Genomic DNA, 16,704 nt, shown 5'->3' on the forward strand with positions numbered 1-16,704 from the left:
TGCAGCATCGCGCCGGGGCGTCAGGTCAACGCCGCGTGACGGCGTGGGCTGGCACTGACCCGGAATTCACGTACCCTTGGTTCATGATTGCGAAGCGGTTCACTCGCCGTTTGCTATCCCTCGTACCGGTTTCCCCTCATTGAGCGCTCCATGAAGAAGATGCCTCGCTGGCTTGCCGTGTTTGCGGCCCTGTTGCTGCCCTTCGCTGCCTTCGCGCAGCAGAGGAGCCTTGACCTTGAAATCATCGGCGGCAATGCCTCCGCGCTGCCGATCACCATCGTGCCCATGCCCTACCAGGGCGCGGCCGGTGCCCCGCAGACCGACGTGGCCGGCGTGGTCCGCGCCGACCTGGAGCGTTCGGGCCAGTTCCGCACGCTGCCCGAAGCGCAGATCGTGGAAAAGCCGAGCCGTGGCGGCGACATCCAGTTCGCCACCTGGCGCGCGCTGAAGCAGAACTACATCGTGGTCGGCCGGGTGATGGACGCCGGTGCCGGTGCCTACCGCGTGGAATACGAACTGTTCGACGTGCCCAAGGGCGAGCGCCTGCTGGGCCTGGCCATGACCGCCCGTGGCAACGCCATGCGCGATGTGGCGCACCAGATGGCCGATGCCATCTATGAAAAGATCACCGGTGTGCGCGGCGCCTTCTGGACCCGCATCGCCTACATCACCGCCAGCGGCAAGGGCGACGCCATGCGCTATGCGCTGATGGTGGCCGATTCGGATGGCTACAACCCGCAGACCATCGTGCGTTCGGCCGAGCCGCTGCTGTCGCCTTCGTGGAGCCCGGACGGCAGCAAGCTGGCCTACGTCAGCTTCGAGCGTGGCAACTCGGCCATCTACATCCAGAACATTTCCACCGGCGCGCGTGAGCTGGTCACCAGCTTCCGTGGCATCAACAGCGCCCCGGCGTTCTCGCCGGACGGCCGCAAGCTGGCCCTGACCCTGTCGCGTTCGGGCAATCCGGAAATCTACGTGATGGACCTGGGCAGCAAGCAGCTGACCCAGCTGACCAACCACTTCGCCATCGATACCGAGCCGACCTGGGCCGCCGATGGCAGCGCGGTGTACTTCACCTCCGACCGTGGCGGTCGCCCGCAGGTCTACAAGGTGGGTGCCGGCGGCGGCAGCGCCGAGCGCGTCACCTTCCAGGGCAACTACAACGCCAAGCCTTCGGTGTCCTACGACGGCAAGAAGATCGTGGTGGCGCAGGGTTCGGGCAACAGCTACAAGATCGCGATGATGGACAGCTCGCTGGGCTCGCCGCGCTGGAGCACCCTGTCGCCGGGCTCGCTGGACGAATCGCCCAGCTTCGCCCCCAACGCCAGCATGGTGTTGTACGCCGCCCGTGAGGGTGGCCGTGGTGTGCTGTACGCCGTTTCGGCCGATGCACGGGTGCGCCAGCGCCTGGTCCTGGCTGACGGTGATGTGCGCGAACCGGCATGGTCCCCCTACCGTACCCAGCGCTAAAAGAGTGTTAATATTTCCGCTGTTTTGAACCCCTCATCGGCCTAGGAGCCACAAAGGTATTGCCATGAACAAGACCACCCGCGTTCTGCTTGTTTCCCTGCTGTCTGTGGCCGTCCTGGCCGGTTGCTCGAAGAAGGTGAAGGAAGAAGCCCCGGCTTCGGTCGACACCGGTTCGACCACCCAGCCGACCGGTCCGGCCACCTCCGGCCTGTACGGCCCGGGCGATCTGGACACCGACGCCTGCCTGCGCCAGCGCGTTGTCTACTTCGACCTGGACAAGGAAGACGTGAAGCCGGAATTCCAGGCGATCATGGCTTGCCACGCCAAGTACCTGCGTGACCGTCCGTCCTCGCGCATCACCCTGCAGGGCCACACCGACGAGCGCGGTTCGCGCGCGTACAACCAGGCCCTGGGCGAGCGTCGTGGCAACGGCGTGAACTCGGCCCTGCAGGCCAACGGTGGTTCGGCTTCGCAGCTGACCGTCGTGTCCTACGGTGAAGAGCGTCCGGTCTGCACCGAGTCGAACGAGTCCTGCTGGTCGCAGAACCGTCGCGTCGAAATCGTCTACACCGCGCAGTAATCCATGCGCATCGGCATCAAACTGATGCTGGTCGTTGCGGCAGCCCTCGTGGCTGCCGCACCGGCGCAGGCACAGCGACAGAGCCTGGCCGATCGTGTCGGCGCGCTCGAGCAGCAGATGTACAACAACAGTGCCAACCAGGACCTGTTGAACCAGATCAATCAGCTGCGCCAGCAGGTCACCAGCCTGCAGGCTTCCATCGAGCAACTGCAGCACGACAATGCCCAGCTGAAGCAGTCCGGCCAGGACCAGTACCTGGATCTGGACAGCCGCCTGAACCGGTTGGAAGGGGGCTCTGCCGCCCCGGCCCTGCCGCCCGTTCCGGCCGGTGCTTCCACCGCGCCCAAGGCCCCCGCGGCCCCGGCCAAGCCCACTGCAGCGGCCACTTCCGAGCGGCCGCCTTCGGTGCATGGCGATCCGGGCAGCCTGGCCGCCACCGGCGATGAACGCACCGCCTACAACGTCGCTTTCGACTCGTTGAAGGCCGGCAAGTACGACGATTCGGCGCAGCTGTTCCTCAGCTTCCTCGAGCTGTACCCCAATGGCGTCTACGCCCCCAATGCCTTGTATTGGCTGGGCGAAAGCTACTACGCCACCCGAAATTTCCCGATGGCCGAGTCCCAGTTCCGCGAACTGCTCTCGCGCTATCCCACCCACGACAAGGCCGCCGGCGGCCTGCTGAAGGTCGGCCTCTCGCAGTATGGCGAGGGCAAGGTTGACCAGGCCCAGCAGACCCTGGAAACCGTCGTGGCGCAGTACCCGGGTTCGGATGCCGCGCGCACCGCCCAGGACCGCCTGCAGTCCATCCGCCTGGGCCAGCAGATCCGCTGAGCCGGCGTACAATACGTGTCCCCAGCGCCGAGCCCAGCTCGGCTGCTGTCGTTGTAGTTCCTGTAGAGCCGAGCCATGCTCGGCTGCCTTTGCGTGTTGCGCCCGGTGATCCATCCGGCTGCCCGCCCCATGAAGAAGTGCCCGCCATGACCGCCGTCCCCCTGTCCGCCGCCGTCGCCACGCCCAGCGAGATCGTGCAGTCACCCTTGCCCCGGCTGAAGATCACCGAGATCTTCACCTCGCTGCAGGGTGAAGCCGATACCGCCGGTTGGCCGACCGTGTTCGTGCGCCTGACCGGCTGTCCGCTGCGCTGCCAGTACTGCGACACCGCCTACGCCTTCCATGGCGGCACCTGGTGGGATATCGACGACATCGTGGCCGAAGTGCTGGCCCAGGGCGTGCACCATGTCTGCGTGACCGGCGGCGAGCCGCTGGCGCAGAAGCGCTGCCTGATCCTGCTGGAAAAGCTCTGCGATGCCGGCCTGGATGTCTCGCTGGAAACCTCCGGTGCACTGGATGTCAGCGCGGTCGATCCGCGCGTGTCCCGCGTGGTCGACATCAAGACCCCCGGTTCGGCCGAAGTGGCGCGCAACCGCTGGGAAAACCTGCCGCTGCTGACCCGCCGCGACCAGATCAAGTTCGTCATCTGCAGCCGCGAAGACTACGACTGGGCCAAGGGCCTGTTGGCCGAGCACGACCTGGTGAAGCGCTGCACGGTGTTCTTCTCGCCCAGCAAGGGCGAGATCACCGCCCGCCAGCTGGCCGACTGGATCGTGGAAGACCGGCTGCCGGTGCGCTTCCAGATGCAGTTGCATAAAATCCTGTGGAACGACGAACCGGGCCGGTGAGCCCGGGCGTGGTGCCCTGATGTAGTTCCGGCGCGGGACAGCGTGCTGGCTTTCCCCTCCCAACCGGACGTTTTCCCCATGAAGAAGGCAGTCGTGCTTCTCTCCGGCGGCATGGATTCAGCCGCCGTCATCGCCATGGCCCAGGAACAGGGCTTCGCCGTACACGCCCTGAGCGTGCGCTACGGCCAGCGGCATACCTCTGAACTGGACGCCGCCGCGCGCGTGGCCAAGGCGATGGGCGTGGTCGCGCACAAGACCGTGGACGTGGACCTGCGCAGCATCGGCGGTTCGGCGCTGACCGACGATATCGACGTGCCCGAAGCGGGCGGCGAGGGCATTCCGGTCACCTACGTGCCGGCACGCAACACCATCATGCTGTCGCTGGCCCTGGGCTGGGCCGAAGTGCTGGGCGCCAACGACCTGTTCTGCGGCGTGAACGCCGTCGACTACTCGGGCTACCCGGACTGCCGCCCCGAGTTCATCGCCGCCTTCCAGGCCCTGGCCAACCTGGCCACCAAGGCCGGCGTGGAAGGGGCGGGCATCCGCGTGCACGCACCGCTGCAGTTCCTGAGCAAGGCGCAGATCGTCAGCGAAGGCGTGCGCCTGGGCGTGGATTTCGGCCTGACCGTGTCCTGCTACAACGCCGATGCCAACGGCGCCGCCTGCGGCCACTGCGACGCCTGCCGCCTGCGTGCCCAAGGCTTCACCGACGCCGGCGTAGCCGACCCGACCCTCTACGCCTGATCGGCTTGCTCTGGTAGGTGCGAACCTTGGTTCGCACTGCTCTGGCGGGTGCGACCACCCGAATGGTGGGTGCGAACCTTGGTTCGCACGCTTTTGCCTTCCCACCAAGCCATCAAAGTAGGGTAAAATGCCGACCCCGCCGAAAGGTTGGGCATGCATGGGCCGTTAGCTCAGTCGGTAGAGCAGAAGACTTTTAATCTTTTGGTCGATGGTTCGAATCCATCACGGCCCACCATTGCATCAATGACTCAGGCGCCCGATGGGCGCCTTTTTCATGGGCAATGGAAGCGCCCTGCAACCGACTTCCAGCACCAAGCCCAAGCGCCGCGCCGCAGTGCCCGGTAGGCCCGCGCGCGCCGCGTCTTTCGCCTACATCTTCCAAGCGCGGGCCGCGGTGTCCGCTGCGCGCTGATCAGCCATGCGTGCGTTGACCTGCTTCTGCGCAGATTGATCACGCCGCGCCGCGCCGCGCCGCGAAGTCGATAGTCAGCCTATTCAGGCAAGAGTGGAAATCGAGGCGTGATCGAACGGCATACTTGCGCCCCCCATGTCGTAGCAAGGAGCAGAATTTACATGACGTTTGTTGAATTGAAGCGCGTTGGCGCCATTCTTCTCGCCACTGTGGCCCTGGGCAGTACTTCGGTCCAGGCAGCCGAAAAAGCAGGTGCAGCGCAGGGGAATGCAGGCACGCAGGCATCTGCCAGAGCAGACGGGGTCAAATCGCCCGAGCGCTGGTATTACCTGGGCAGCAGTGCGTCATCCAAGACCTATATCGACAGGCAGCAGAAGCTGCGACGTGAGGGCGACACCGTCACGCTGACGATCCGCCAGGTGCTTGATACCGTATCGGACGATCTCAAGGTGCACCCCCGAACCCGCTACATGGATATGCGATCACGCTATGACTGCAAGAAGCACACCGTGGCCCATCTCTCGAGTCTGGAACTCAGCGCAGACAACGAGTATCTCGGGGGCGAACCCAAGCCACTTGATCCTGTGCCGGTGCATCCGGGCACACTGAATGCTGCGGTATTGGACGTCGCCTGCTCGGCGGGTTGAGCCCGCGCCAGGCTTCAGCGTTGCGCGGCAATCCGCCGCGCAACGCCGCGCAAGATCAGTTCAAGGCCCGCCATGATGTCCGCACGGTCATCGTGGCGCGGACCCATCCGGCCGGGTAGATCACCGATGTGGCGCGGCCTTTTTCGCGTCTGCACCCTTCCATTGCCTCGCATTCTGGCGAGCTGCATATGTGGCCTTCGATCTCGGTGAGGGCTCCAAGACTGTGCCGGGACGCGAGCATCAGGAAGGCGGCCGGATCTCCCCACACACCTTCTCCGCCAGCCCTCGCAGCGCGAGAAACAAACCATCCACCACACCCTCATCCAGATGCTGCCCAGGTGTTCCGGCCAGCCGACAACGCTCGGCGGCATGCAGTACTTCCGCGACGGTCAGCAGCCCGACCGCGGCACGTTCTGTCCGCGCCAGCGCTTGCTGCCGACCGGGCGGCAATCCGGTTTCCGGCCACGGCTGCCCATCGGCGGCATCGCCATCGCGAATGCCCTTCAAGCATCCCCAGACCGTGCTGAGTTCGGGGGCGGGGTTGTCATCGTCATTCACGCTGTCGTGGTGGGCGTACAGCGGATGCGGCGGCGGTAGAGTCATGTCGGCTTCCTCGGCAAAAGGACAGGCGTGCCACCGCGCAGGGCGGGTGGCGGGCGGTGCGTGGCTGCAAGCCGGAATGACATCACGCTAATGGCCGGCGGGTTCGAAAACCCCCACGCACCGCCCACCATGAAGGCCGACGGATCACCCGCCGGCACCATCCACAGACGGTGCCGACGGGCGAGCGTAAACAACAGCGTGATTGTCATTCCGGGCTTGCAGGCCCGGTGCCACCCGTTGTCGGTGGCGCTGCATGTTGGTTACGCCTGCGCTTGGGTTTCAATCAGAATTGTCTGAAACAGCGTTCCAACCCCAAGCCGCACCTGCATTGTTACAGGTGCAGCCAGCGCAGCACGCGACAGCGCAGGACGCTTCTGCGCCAGCGGCTAGCGGATTGCGCTCAAACATGTCGCAAAGCGCGAAGTAGTGCGCGCCTGCTGTGCGCGCCTTCCATCAACCAAGCGAAGGCGCGGGTGCGTGGCGAGCGCGGCTCGTCGGTCCAATCACGACATGCGCGGCCTACACGCTCTCACGCCAGATAGCGCTGGAACCACGCCAGCGTGCGCTCCCACGCCAGATCGGCCGCGGCCTTGTCGTAGCGCGGTGTCGAATCGTTGTGGAAGCCGTGGTTGGTGCCCGGGTACACATGCGCCTGGTAATGCGTGCCGGCTTGTTTCAGCGCGGCCTCGTACGCCGGCCAGGTGGCATTGACGTTGTCATCTTTCTCGGCGAAGTGCAGCAGCAGCGGCGCCTTGATGCGTGGCACGTCCTTGGGGTCGGCCTGGCGCCCGTAGAACGGCACCGCCGCGTCCAGTTCCGGGTAGGCCACCGCCGCCGCATTGCTGACGCCGCCGCCATAGCAGAACCCGGTAATGCCAACCTTGCCGCTGGCCTGTGCATGCGCGCGCAGATATTCGATGGCCGCGAAGAAATCGTTCATCAGTTTCTGCGGATCGACCTGCTTCTGCAGTTCGCGGCCGCGATCATCATTGCCGGGATAACCACCTACCGAACTCAGGCCATCCGGCGCCAGTGCGATATACCCGGCCTTGGCCACGCGGCGCGCCACGTCTTCGATATAGGGATTCAAGCCACGGTTCTCGTGCACCACCACCACCGCCGGCAGGCGCTTTTCCAGCTTGGCGGGGCGCACGAAGTAGCCGCGCACCTGGCCATGCCCGTTGGGCGAGGGGTAGGTGAGGTATTCGGCGTGGATATCGGGATCGGTGAAGGACACCTGCTGGGCCAGCGCGTAGTCGGGCGTGAGCGCGGCCAGCAGCGTGCCAGCAGTAACACCGGCCACGGCGAAGGCCGCAGCGCGATCCAGGAAATCACGGCGGCTCATGCGCCCATGCACGTAACCGTCGTACAGCTCCAGCAGTTCGGCGGGAAAGTCCTTGGCGGTCAGTCGGGTCAGTCGGGTCATGCGGGCACTCCAGGCGCAGGGGCGAACGCCGAATCTAGCACTGTCCTGCCGCAGGCCGTTATGCTCGAAGAATTTCCGGTGAAGGATTCCACCATGCGGGTGTTCGTGCTTCCGTTCCTGCTTCTGGCCGCCTGTGCCGCACCGCTGCACGCGGCCGAACCGGCGCCGCCCGCGCAGTCGGCCACCGCCGCGCCGCTGGCCATCGGCGAAACCTTCACGATCGAATCGAAGGCGCTGGGCGAAACCCGCCGCATCAACGTCTACCGGCCGCAGCCGTGGGGGCTGGACCCGAAGGCGCCGCTGCCGGTGCTGTACATGCCCGACGGTGGCATTGGCGAAGACTTCCTGCACGTGGCCGGGCTGGTGCAGGTGCTGACCGGCAACGGCAGCATGCGTCCGTTCCTGCTGGTGGGCATCGAGAACACCGAACGCCGCCGCGACATGACCGGCCCCAGCAGCGACCCGCAGGACCAGAAGATTGCCCCGCGCATTGGCGGTTCGGCGGCCTACCGCAGCTTCCTGCGCGACGAACTGATGCCGCAGGTGCGCCAGCGCTACGCCACCACCGACGAACGCGCGCTGATCGGCGAATCGCTGGCCGGCCTGTTCGTGGTGGAAACCCTGCTGCAGGAACCGGGCCTGTTCAACAGCTATATCGCGCTGGACCCCAGCCTGTGGTGGAACAAGGGCGCGCTGCTGGCGACGGCGCCGAAGCAGTTGCCGACCGTGGCCAAGGCCGGCCCGCGCGTGTTCCTGGCCAGCAGTGGCCAGCCGGAACTGGCCGATGCCAGCGCCAAACTCGCCGCACTGCTGAAGCAGGCCTCACCGTCGCCGCTGGTGAAGTACCAGCCGCTGCCGGATGAAACCCACGCCACGATCTACCACCCGGCCGCATTGCAGGCGCTGCGCACGCTGTTCCCGCTGCCTGCGGTAGCGCCAGCCGTTGCCGAAGACGCGCCGGCGCAGCCGTATGTGGCGCTGCCCGATACCCAGACGCTGCGCGTGCACGATCCGGCGGGCCGCGATTATCCGGTCTGGGTGGCCTTGCCGGCCGGCTATGCCGAACACCCGCAGAAGCGCTACCCGGTGCTGTACGTGACCGATGCGCTGTACAGCTTCCCGCTGGTGCGCAGCGTGCGCAACCTGGTGGGGCAGCAGGGGCAGAACATCGAGGACTTCATCCTGGTCGGGTTGCCGCCGCAGGAAGGCCTGACGTCCAAGCAGAGCCGCTCGCGCGACTACACGCCCAGCAACCCGGCGCGCATTCCTGCCGGCTACTACAGCAGCGATGTCACCTACGGCGGCGCCGCGCACTACCGCGATTTCCTGGCCACGCACGTGCTGCCGCGGGTCGATGCGCGCTACCGCACCGATCCGGCTCGCCGCACGTTCGCCGGTCATTCCTATGGCGCCCTGTTCGGCGCCTATGTGCTGACCACCCAGCCGGACCTGTTCAGCACCTACATCCTGTCCAGCCCTTCGCTGTGGTTCGACCAGGGGCTGCTGCCACGCCTGCAGCAGGCCGCCGTCATTCCCGCGCAGCCGACCCGCGTACTGCTGTCGGTTGGCGGCTACGAAACCATCAAGCCCGGCCCGCGCTATTCCACCGGCAATGACATGCTGCGGCAGGCGGCCGATTTCACCACCCAGCTGCAGCGCCCTGGCCGCAACCTGCAGGTGGACAACGTGGTGATGGACGGCGAAGACCATCTGACCGTCTACCCGCGGGTGATCACCCGTGCGCTGTTGGACGTGCTGCCGGGGGAGGGGCCTTACACCGGTGGCTGACTATCGTGGATGTGTTGAGATGCCGCCGGATCTGATTGCGCGGGTGGAGGCGTTGCATGCCGATCATCCCAGCCTGCGTGGACTGCCGGCCACGGACGCGCAGATTGCCGAGTCCCAGCAGACGCTGGGCGTGGTGTTCGATCAGCAGTACGTGGCATTCATCAAGCGCTTCGGTGGCTCGTTCGCCGGGGTGGACGTGCACGCGTTTGCGAACGGTTCGCTGGTTGGTCGCGAGACGGTGACCGAGCTGACGCTGGGCTTTCGCGAAGGGTATGACGAGGTGCTGCAGGATGAGCTGCGCGGCGCCGTGGTGATTTCCGGTGATGGTGCCGGCAACCCGGTGCTGCTGACCGCACGGGGTGAAGTGCTGCTGTACCTGCACGAAGAAGGCGAAGTGGAACGCTTGTTCCCTTCGCTCTACGACATAATGGATGCCTGGCTGGCGTAGATCCACCCCATGCGTGGATGAATGCCTTACGCCGCCTGCGCGTCCTGCCCGGTCAATACGCCGGCATCGGCGTGGCGGAAGCACAGCCGGATCGCATCCAGCAGCTCGCTCATGTTGTACGGCTTGGGCAGGAAATGAATGCCTGCGCGCAGCTGCGGCAGCACGCTGTGCTGGTCCATGCCCGAGGTGACCAGGATCGGGAGGTGCGGGTACAGCCCGCGCACCTGGTTGGCGGCCTCGATGCCGCTCACCCGGCCCAGGTTGACGTCGGTGAACAGCAGGTCGAAGCGTTCACCGGCCGCCAGCAGGCCCAGCGCGGCCTCGGCGCTGCTGACGCCCACCACGTGGCAGGCCTGGCTTTCCAGCGCCATGCGGCTCAGCTCGCGGGTTTCTTCGGCATCCTCGATCAGCAGGACGCGCGGTTCAACGTGGCGCTTGGACAGCAACATGACGCGACAACTCCGGACAGCAGCGGTGAAAAGGCGCGCAAGTATGCCCGTCGCCCCGGTGAGGCCGGTGTGCAGGGCACGCTAAACCGGCGTTACACGGCATGTTGCCGAACAGTCATCGATAGACAGGTAAAGTCAGGGACAGACTGAGAGGAGCGACGCCCATGCAGTGCCCCGTGTGTACCACCCAGACCCTGCAGATGGCCGAGCGCCACGGCATCGAGATCGACTACTGCCCGGGCTGCCGCGGCGTGTGGCTGGACCGTGGCGAGCTGGACAAGATCATCGAGCGGGCCGGCGCTGCCGTGCCGCCACCGGCACCGCTGCAGGCGCCGCCGCAGGTGGCCGCGCAGGTGGTGCACCGTGATACCCGCCATCTGGGCCAGCGTTACGAGGACAACCGCGGGCAGCATGGCCACGGGTACAAGAAAAAGAAGAAGGAAAGCTTCCTGTCGGAGCTGTTCGATTTCTGAGAACGCGAGGTAGAGTCGAGCTTGCTCGACTGCGCCGAAAGGCAGTCGAGCATGGCTCGACTCTACAAGGGCCAGAGCAGTCGAGCATGGCTCGACTCTACAAGAAGCGAGAAGCAGTCGAGCAAGCTCGACTCTACGGGCGGCGCAGGATGTATTCGCGGTCGCGGGTGCTGCCGACGATGAAGTCGTACTCGCCGGCTTTTTCGCAGCCGTAGCGCGCGTAGAAGCGCTGGGCGGCGAGGTTTTCTTCCCACACGCCGACCCACAGCGTGCGGCGTTGCGGCTGGTCCAGCCAGGCGATGAAGGCGTCCATCAGGCGCGCGCCGTGGCCGCGGTTGTGGTGGGCGGCCAGGATGTACAGGCGCTTCAGTTCGATATCGCAATCGCGCGCTTCGGCGTGCGGCAGGGTGTTGGCGCCGGCCGCCAGATAGCCGACCACCTGTGCGCCGTCCAGCAGCAGCCAGACGGCGCTGCGCGGGTCGGCCAGTTCCTCGCGCTGCGGCACGATGCCGTAGTGCTCCTGCAGGAAGGCGTCCAGTTCCTGCGGCGGGTACGAGTCGCCCCAGGTTTCGGTGTAGGTGGCAATGGCGATGGTCGAAAGCGCTTCGGCATCGGCCAGGCTGGCGCGGCGGATCTGCAGGGACATGGCGGTGGCGGTGGTCAAGCGTGGCGCAGTGTAGCCGCCCCCGGCGTCTACCGGGGACGGCACGTGCTCAGAACCACATACGCACACCCGCGACCCAGCGCGTGTCGCGCGCATGGTCACCGGCATGGTCGGCGGCATCACCGAAACTGCGCTCGTGGCTGATGCCGATGTACGGCGCGAAGCGGCGGCTGAACTCGTAGCGCAGGCGCAGGCCGGCCTCGACCTTGTTCAGACCCTGGCCGATGCCGTGCTCGGGTTCGTCCTTGGCCGCCAGCGTGGCTTCCACCAGCGGCTGCAGGATCAGCCGGTTGGTCAGCAGTACGTCGTACTCCACTTCGGCCTTGGCCAGCACCTGCCCGCCGGAACCCAGGTAGAGCGTGGCCGAGCTTTCGAACTTGTACGGCGCCAGGCCCTGGATGCCGATCGCCGCCCAGGTGCGCGAATCGGCAGGGCGGAAATCCTGGCGCACGCCGACCAGCACGTCCCACCATGGCGAGAGGCTGCGGCCGTAGAGCGCTTCCAGCGAAGAGGAGTCGGTGCGGCCGCCACTGCGCTCGCCATCGCTGCGCAGCCACAGGCGGTTGATGTCGCCGCCGATCCAGCCGCTGGCTTCCCAGGCCTGGCCCTTGCCGTCCTGGCCATCCCAGTGTTCCAGGCGGTCGATCAGCAGCAGGCTGTTGATCTGCGGGGCATGTTCCATCGCATCGTGATTGATGGGCGGGAAGGCCGCGGCGCGGTCGGCGTCGGTAGGCACCGGGATGGGGTCGCGGGGTTCGCTGGGCGCGGGCATGGCGTGGCCCATCGCGGCGTGGTCCATCTGCGCGTGATCCATCGTTGAATGGTCCATCGTTGAATGGTCCATCTTTGAATGGTCCATCTTCGAATGATCCATCTTCGAGTGGTCGACCGGTGCCGCTGCGGGCATGGCCATGTCATGGCCGGCATGTGACTGCGCGAAGGCGGGCAGGGCAGCGGCCAGGCTCACGGCCAACAGACTGCGGGAGACGAGGCGGCTCATTCTTCGATCCTCACTTCGCGCATCATGCCCGCTTCCATGTGGTACAGCAGATGGCAGTGGTAGGCCCAGCGGCCCAGTGCATCGGCACGCACGCGGTAACTGCGACGGGTGCCCGGCGGCATGTCCACGGTGTGCTTGCGCACCTGGAATTCACCGGCCGCGTTCTCCACGTCGCTCCACACGCCGTGCAGGTGGATCGGGTGCTGCATCATGGTGTCGTTCACCAGCACGATGCGCATGCGCTCGCCGTAGTTCAGCCGCAGCGGTTCGGCACTGGCGAAGGGAACGCCGTCGAACGACCAGGCGAATTTCTCCATGTGCCCGGTCAGGTGCAGCTCGATCTCGCGGCTGGGCTCGCGGCCATCGGGGTCGTCGAACAGGCTGTGCATGGCACCGTAGGTCAGCACCTGGCGGCCGTTGTCGCGCAGGCCGATGCCGGGGTCATCCAGCTTGGGCTCGCTGGCGCCGCTGCGCATGTCCACCAGCGGGCTGGCCCGTTCGCTGGCCGAATGCTTCGGCGCCTTGTTGGCGGCAGCGGTGCCATGCGTGCTGTGGTCCATGTGGGCACCGCAGCCGCCTTCCATGCTTTTCATGGACGCCATGTCGTGGCCGCCGTGGCCGGCCATGTCATGCCCCGACATGTCATGCCCCATGTCGCTCATCGTCAGCAGTGGGCGCGGGTCGCGTTGCGGTACCGGCGCCTGCAGGCCATGACGCACGGCCAGGGTGCCAGCGGCAAAGCCGGTGCGGCCCATGTCCTGGCAGAAGATGGTGAAGGCGTCCTGCCCGCTCGGTTCCACCAGCACGTCGTAGGTCTCGGCCGGGGCAATGCGGAACTCATCGATGCTGACCGGGTGGATGTACTGGCCATCGGCGGCCACCACGGTCATCTTCAGGCCGGGAATGCGCACGTCGAAATAGGTCATCGATGCACCGTTGATGAAGCGCAGCAGCACCTTTTCGCCACTGCGGAACAGCCCGGTCCAGTTGCCGGCCGGCGCCGTGCCGTTCATCAGGTAGGTGTAGGTGTGCGCATTGACATCGGAAATGTCGGTGGGGGTCATCCGCATGCGGCCCCACATGCCGCGGTCGGACAGCGCCGCCGACCAGCCGTCACGGCGTACATCGCGCACGAAGTCGGGCAGGGTGCGCTTGTAGTAGTTGTCGTGCTCGGCCAGCTTCTTCATGCGGCGGAACAGCGCGCCGGGGTCCATGTCCGTCCAGTCCGACAGCAGGATCACGTGCTCGCGGTCGTGCTGGTAGGGCGCCGGTTCGGCCGGGTCGATGATCAGCGCGCCATACAGCCCGGCCTGTTCCTGGAACATCGAATGGCTGTGGTACCAGTAGGTGCCCGACTGCTTCAGCTGGAAGTGGTAGTGGTAGGTTTCGCCGGGGCCGATGCCGTTGAAACTGAGCCCCGGTACACCGTCCATGTTGGCCGGCAGCAGGATGCCGTGCCAGTGGATGGAGGTGGGGTGGCGATCCAGCGTGTTGCGCACGAACAGGTCCACGGTCTGGCCTTCGCGCCAGCGCAGGATGGGCGCCGGCAGCGAGCCGTTCACGGTGATCGCCGGGCGGGTGCGGCCGGTGAAGTTGGCCAGCGATTCGCCGATGGCCAGTTCGACGCGGGTGTCGGTGAGCACGGCCGGTGCGCCGGCCAGGCGCGGCGTGGCGCTGGCGGCGGCAAGCGCGCGCTGCGGCACGCCGATGGCGGTGGCGCCAGCGACCACGCCGCCAGCGGCCAGGCCCTGTACGAACAGGCGGCGGGACGGCATGGGCAGGGCGCCCGGGCCGGGGGGGATGCGGGTATTCATGGGTGACTCCGGAACACGGGTACGACCGGCTGCAGGGCCGGTATCGATGCGCGGCGCGCCCGTGGGCGCGTGGAATCAGCCGATGGGAGGGCGTGAGATGGGCGGCAACGGTGGCGCGGGACGGCCGCTGGCGTGCACCTGCGGCGGCGCAAGCGACCAGGCCGGGCCGACCGGCAGGGCCAACGGCTGCACGGCCAACAGGGGCTGCTGGGCACAGCTGCGCACGCAGTCCTTCATCTGGCAATGGCTGTCGTGCGCCGGGGCCTGGGTTTCCGGGGCGGAGGTGGCCTGCATGCCGGCAGAGTGGTGGCAGTCGGGTTCATCTGCCGCTGCGGTGGCCATGTCGTGCGCCATCGGGCCCTGCAACGCGTGCCCACTGGCCATGGCCGCGTTCACCCCGTTGAGCAACAGGCTGAGCATGAGCACGACACGCAGTAGGGTGGAGGCGACGGACATGGGCATCAATCTAACGGCAAGCGGGGTGCGATGCACACCCGCATGAACGAGCGGTTCAAGGTTGGAGCAGGGCCAGGGTGTGTCATCCCGCGGCCGCACATTACCCTTCCTCGCGCACGATCTCGACCAGGCGCGGGCCGTAGCGGCTCAGCTTGGTGCCACCGATGCCGCCGACCCGGGCCAGTTCATCCAGCGAGGTCGGGCGCTGTTCGGCGATGTTGCGCAGGGTGCTGTCGTGGAAGATCACGAAGGCCGGCACGTTCTGTTCGCGCGCCAGTTCGGCGCGCAGGCCGCGCAGGGCGTTGAACAGGGCCAGGTCCTGCGGCAGCACCGACAGGCCGGTGCGCTGCGCACTGCGCTCGCGGCCTGCGGTAGCGCTGGCCGCATCGCGGCGCATGCTGATCTGGCGACGGCCGGTCAGCACCGCGCGGCTGGCATCGGTCAGGCGCAGGCCGCCATGGCCCTCGCTGTCCACTTCCAGCAGGCTGGCCGCAACCAGTTGCCGGAACACGCTGCGCCAGGTGCGCGCATCCAGGTCGCGGCCGATGGCGTAGGTGCTCAGCTTGTCGTGGCCCTGCTGCTTGATCTTCTCGTTCTCGCTGCCGCGCAGGATATCGATCAGGTGGCCGACGCCGAAGCGCTGGCCGCTGCGGTACACGCAGCTGAGCGCCTTCTGCGCGGGAATGGTGGCGTCCCAGGCGGCCGGCGGGGTCAGGCAGTTGTCACAGTTGCCGCAGGGTTGCGGATAGGTTTCGCCGAAACCGGCCAGCAGCACCTGGCGGCGGCACTGCATCGATTCGCAGTAGCCCAGCAGATGGTCCAGCTTGGACCGTTCCAGCTGCTTGCGTTCTTCGCTGGCTTCGGACTGCTCGATCATCTGCTTGAGCAGCACCACGTCGCCCAGGCCGTAGCACAGCCAGGCCTCGGCGGCCTCGCCATCGCGGCCGGCGCGGCCGGTTTCCTGGTAGTAGCCTTCCATCGATTTGGGCAGGTCGGTATGCGCCACGAAGCGCACGTCCGGCTTGTCGATGCCCATGCCGAAGGCGATGGTGGCGCACATGACGATGCCATCTTCGCGCAGGAAGCGGCGCTGGTTGTTGGCGCGCACTTCCGGCGGCAGGCCGGCGTGGTAGGGCAGGGCATTGAAGCCCTGGCCGCAGAGGAACTCGGCGGTTTCTTCCACCTTGCGCCGCGACATGCAGTAGACGATGCCGGCCTCGCTGCGGTGGCCGCGCAGGAAATCGGTCAGCTGCTTGCGCGCGTTGTCCTTCTGCACCACGGTGTAGCGGATGTTGGGGCGGTCGAAGGAGCTGACGAAGTGGCGGGCCTGGGCCAGGTCCAGACGCTCGGCGATCTCGCGCTGGGTGGGCGGGTCGGCGGTGGCGGTCAGCGCGATGCGCGGAATGTCCGGCCAGCGCTCGTGCAGCACGGTCAGCTGGCGGTATTCCGGGCGGAAATCATGGCCCCACTGCGACACGCAATGCGCTTCATCGATGGCGAACAGGGCGATGTGGCTGCGCGACAGCAGCGACAGGAAGCGGCCGGTCAGCAGGCGTTCGGGGGCGACATAGAGCATGTCCAGTTCGCCGGCCAGCAGCTCGCGTTCGACCCGGGCGGCGGTTTCGCCATCCAGGGTCGAGTTCAGGTATTCGGCGCGCACGCCGAGCTGGCGCAGGGCTTCGACCTGGTCCTGCATGAGCGCGATGAGCGGGGAGATGACGATGCCGCAACCGTCACGCAGCAGGGCAGGCACCTGGTAGCACAGCGACTTGCCGCCGCCGGTGGGCATCAGCACCAGCGCATCGTGACCGGCAGCCACATGCTCCACGATGTCCTGCTGGGGACCACGGAAATCGTCGTAACCAAAGACGCGTTGGAGCAGGTCGTGCGCGGGACGGGAAGCCATCCGCCTAGTTTACCCCGGCGGGGGAGGCAGGGGTTCGGCAGGGCTGCGCCCTGCACCCCTATGTAGAGTCGAGCCATGCTCGACTGAAGCAACGTCAAAAGCGGGGTGTGTGCTGGTTGGGCGGGGCGGTGTCGGATTGCGGGGA

17 protein-coding genes, 1 tRNA gene and 1 pseudogene are annotated in these 16,704 nt (G+C 66.5%); 11 read left to right on the forward strand and 8 right to left on the reverse strand.

Going from position 1 to position 16,704, the window contains the following annotated elements:
• Nucleotides 1-150 precede the first annotated feature (150 nt).
• The 7 genes from tolB to AC06FA_RS09590 all read left to right on the forward strand — a co-directional run bounded on the left by tolB (nucleotide 151) and on the right by AC06FA_RS09590 (nucleotide 5,532).
• Nucleotides 151-1,470, forward strand: coding sequence for a Tol-Pal system beta propeller repeat protein TolB (gene tolB, locus AC06FA_RS09560; RefSeq protein WP_478068084.1), 1,320 nt, complete (start codon nucleotides 151-153; stop codon nucleotides 1,468-1,470).
• Nucleotides 1,471-1,534: 64 nt separating this feature from the next.
• Complete coding sequence (pal, locus tag AC06FA_RS09565; protein ID WP_108762703.1) at nucleotides 1,535-2,050, forward strand: peptidoglycan-associated lipoprotein Pal; 516 nt, start codon at nucleotides 1,535-1,537, stop codon at nucleotides 2,048-2,050.
• A gap of 3 nt (nucleotides 2,051-2,053) precedes the next feature.
• Complete coding sequence (gene ybgF / locus AC06FA_RS09570; RefSeq protein ID WP_478068085.1) at nucleotides 2,054-2,881, forward strand: tol-pal system protein YbgF; 828 nt, start codon at nucleotides 2,054-2,056, stop codon at nucleotides 2,879-2,881.
• A gap of 146 nt (nucleotides 2,882-3,027) precedes the next feature.
• Nucleotides 3,028-3,729 carry a 7-carboxy-7-deazaguanine synthase QueE gene (queE, locus tag AC06FA_RS09575; RefSeq protein WP_108750842.1) on the forward strand — a complete coding sequence of 234 codons (702 nt, stop codon included), beginning with the start codon at nucleotides 3,028-3,030 and terminating at the stop codon, nucleotides 3,727-3,729.
• 78 nt (nucleotides 3,730-3,807) lie between these two features.
• Nucleotides 3,808-4,473 carry a 7-cyano-7-deazaguanine synthase QueC gene (queC, locus tag AC06FA_RS09580; protein WP_478068086.1) on the forward strand — a complete coding sequence of 222 codons (666 nt, stop codon included), beginning with the start codon at nucleotides 3,808-3,810 and terminating at the stop codon, nucleotides 4,471-4,473.
• 159 nt (nucleotides 4,474-4,632) lie between these two features.
• Nucleotides 4,633-4,708: transfer RNA gene (locus AC06FA_RS09585), tRNA-Lys, on the forward strand.
• Nucleotides 4,709-5,046: 338 nt separating this feature from the next.
• Nucleotides 5,047-5,532, forward strand: coding sequence for a surface-adhesin E family protein (locus AC06FA_RS09590; RefSeq protein ID WP_478068087.1), 486 nt, complete (start codon nucleotides 5,047-5,049; stop codon nucleotides 5,530-5,532).
• A gap of 240 nt (nucleotides 5,533-5,772) precedes the next feature.
• On the opposite strand, the gene AC06FA_RS09595 is transcribed toward AC06FA_RS09590, so the two are convergent.
• A complete protein-coding gene (locus AC06FA_RS09595) occupies nucleotides 5,773-6,135 on the reverse strand; it encodes a hypothetical protein (RefSeq protein ID WP_478068088.1) in 363 nt (120 codons plus the stop codon).
• 529 nt (nucleotides 6,136-6,664) lie between these two features.
• Entirely contained in the window at nucleotides 6,665-7,561 is an 897-nt protein-coding gene (gene yghX, locus AC06FA_RS09600; protein ID WP_478068089.1) for a YghX family hydrolase, read from the reverse strand.
• Between the two features lie 93 nt (nucleotides 7,562-7,654).
• Between yghX and AC06FA_RS09605 the strand changes: the two are divergent.
• From AC06FA_RS09605 to AC06FA_RS09615, 3 genes and pseudogenes are all read left to right on the forward strand, one after another.
• A pseudogene (locus tag AC06FA_RS09605) lies at nucleotides 7,655-8,497 on the forward strand (alpha/beta hydrolase); the annotation flags it as partial.
• 66 nt (nucleotides 8,498-8,563) lie between these two features.
• The gene (locus AC06FA_RS09610; protein ID WP_478068102.1) at nucleotides 8,564-9,349 is read left to right on the forward strand and encodes an alpha/beta hydrolase; all 786 of its coding nucleotides are present in this window, start codon (nucleotides 8,564-8,566) and stop codon (nucleotides 9,347-9,349) included.
• 19 nt (nucleotides 9,350-9,368) lie between these two features.
• A complete protein-coding gene (locus AC06FA_RS09615) occupies nucleotides 9,369-9,797 on the forward strand; it encodes an SMI1/KNR4 family protein (protein ID WP_478068090.1) in 429 nt (142 codons plus the stop codon).
• A gap of 26 nt (nucleotides 9,798-9,823) precedes the next feature.
• Here AC06FA_RS09615 and AC06FA_RS09620 read toward each other — a convergent pair whose 3' ends face one another.
• Nucleotides 9,824-10,246, reverse strand: coding sequence for a response regulator (locus AC06FA_RS09620; protein WP_478068091.1), 423 nt, complete (start codon nucleotides 10,244-10,246; stop codon nucleotides 9,824-9,826).
• Nucleotides 10,247-10,410: 164 nt separating this feature from the next.
• Here AC06FA_RS09620 and AC06FA_RS09625 point away from each other — a divergent pair, with 164 nt between their 5' ends.
• Nucleotides 10,411-10,719, forward strand: coding sequence for a TFIIB-type zinc ribbon-containing protein (locus tag AC06FA_RS09625; protein ID WP_478068093.1), 309 nt, complete (start codon nucleotides 10,411-10,413; stop codon nucleotides 10,717-10,719).
• Nucleotides 10,720-10,852: 133 nt separating this feature from the next.
• On the opposite strand, the gene AC06FA_RS09630 is transcribed toward AC06FA_RS09625, so the two are convergent.
• From AC06FA_RS09630 to recQ, 5 genes are all read right to left on the reverse strand, one after another.
• Nucleotides 10,853-11,365: an N-acetyltransferase family protein gene (locus tag AC06FA_RS09630; RefSeq protein WP_478068103.1), complete on the reverse strand. Its 513-nt coding sequence runs from the start codon at nucleotides 11,363-11,365 to the stop codon at nucleotides 10,853-10,855.
• A gap of 67 nt (nucleotides 11,366-11,432) precedes the next feature.
• Nucleotides 11,433-12,383: a copper resistance protein B gene (locus AC06FA_RS09635; RefSeq protein WP_478068094.1), complete on the reverse strand. Its 951-nt coding sequence runs from the start codon at nucleotides 12,381-12,383 to the stop codon at nucleotides 11,433-11,435.
• Nucleotides 12,380-14,197, reverse strand: a complete 1,818-nt coding sequence (locus AC06FA_RS09640) for a copper resistance system multicopper oxidase (RefSeq protein WP_478068096.1) — start codon at nucleotides 14,195-14,197, stop codon at nucleotides 12,380-12,382. Before AC06FA_RS09640 ends, AC06FA_RS09635 begins: the two co-directional genes overlap by 4 nt.
• Nucleotides 14,198-14,272: 75 nt before the next feature.
• Nucleotides 14,273-14,653: a CopL family metal-binding regulatory protein gene (locus AC06FA_RS09645; protein ID WP_478068097.1), complete on the reverse strand. Its 381-nt coding sequence runs from the start codon at nucleotides 14,651-14,653 to the stop codon at nucleotides 14,273-14,275.
• Between the two features lie 100 nt (nucleotides 14,654-14,753).
• A complete protein-coding gene (gene recQ / locus AC06FA_RS09650; protein WP_108753906.1) occupies nucleotides 14,754-16,559 on the reverse strand; it encodes a DNA helicase RecQ in 1,806 nt (601 codons plus the stop codon).
• Nucleotides 16,560-16,704: the final 145 nt, after the last annotated feature.

The sequence above is a fragment of the Stenotrophomonas sp. Steno-C17 genome (genome assembly GCF_056393165.1).

Coding starts and splice junctions, on each gene's coding strand:
- AC06FA_RS09595 (WP_478068088.1), bottom strand. CDS start 6,135: ATGACTCTACCGCCGCCGCATCCGCTGTACGCCCACCACGACAGCGTG.
- AC06FA_RS09635 (WP_478068094.1), bottom strand. CDS start 12,383: ATGAGCCGCCTCGTCTCCCGCAGTCTGTTGGCCGTGAGCCTGGCCGCT.
- ybgF (WP_478068085.1), top strand. CDS start 2,054: ATGCGCATCGGCATCAAACTGATGCTGGTCGTTGCGGCAGCCCTCGTG.
- AC06FA_RS09645 (WP_478068097.1), bottom strand. CDS start 14,653: ATGTCCGTCGCCTCCACCCTACTGCGTGTCGTGCTCATGCTCAGCCTG.
- queC (WP_478068086.1), top strand. CDS start 3,808: ATGAAGAAGGCAGTCGTGCTTCTCTCCGGCGGCATGGATTCAGCCGCC.
- AC06FA_RS09590 (WP_478068087.1), top strand. CDS start 5,047: ATGACGTTTGTTGAATTGAAGCGCGTTGGCGCCATTCTTCTCGCCACT.
- tolB (WP_478068084.1), top strand. CDS start 151: ATGAAGAAGATGCCTCGCTGGCTTGCCGTGTTTGCGGCCCTGTTGCTG.
- pal (WP_108762703.1), top strand. CDS start 1,535: ATGAACAAGACCACCCGCGTTCTGCTTGTTTCCCTGCTGTCTGTGGCC.
- AC06FA_RS09615 (WP_478068090.1), top strand. CDS start 9,369: ATGCCGCCGGATCTGATTGCGCGGGTGGAGGCGTTGCATGCCGATCAT.
- queE (WP_108750842.1), top strand. CDS start 3,028: ATGACCGCCGTCCCCCTGTCCGCCGCCGTCGCCACGCCCAGCGAGATC.
- AC06FA_RS09625 (WP_478068093.1), top strand. CDS start 10,411: ATGCAGTGCCCCGTGTGTACCACCCAGACCCTGCAGATGGCCGAGCGC.
- recQ (WP_108753906.1), bottom strand. CDS start 16,559: ATGGCTTCCCGTCCCGCGCACGACCTGCTCCAACGCGTCTTTGGTTAC.
- AC06FA_RS09620 (WP_478068091.1), bottom strand. CDS start 10,246: ATGTTGCTGTCCAAGCGCCACGTTGAACCGCGCGTCCTGCTGATCGAG.
- AC06FA_RS09640 (WP_478068096.1), bottom strand. CDS start 14,197: ATGAATACCCGCATCCCCCCCGGCCCGGGCGCCCTGCCCATGCCGTCC.
- AC06FA_RS09630 (WP_478068103.1), bottom strand. CDS start 11,365: ATGTCCCTGCAGATCCGCCGCGCCAGCCTGGCCGATGCCGAAGCGCTT.
- yghX (WP_478068089.1), bottom strand. CDS start 7,561: ATGACCCGACTGACCCGACTGACCGCCAAGGACTTTCCCGCCGAACTG.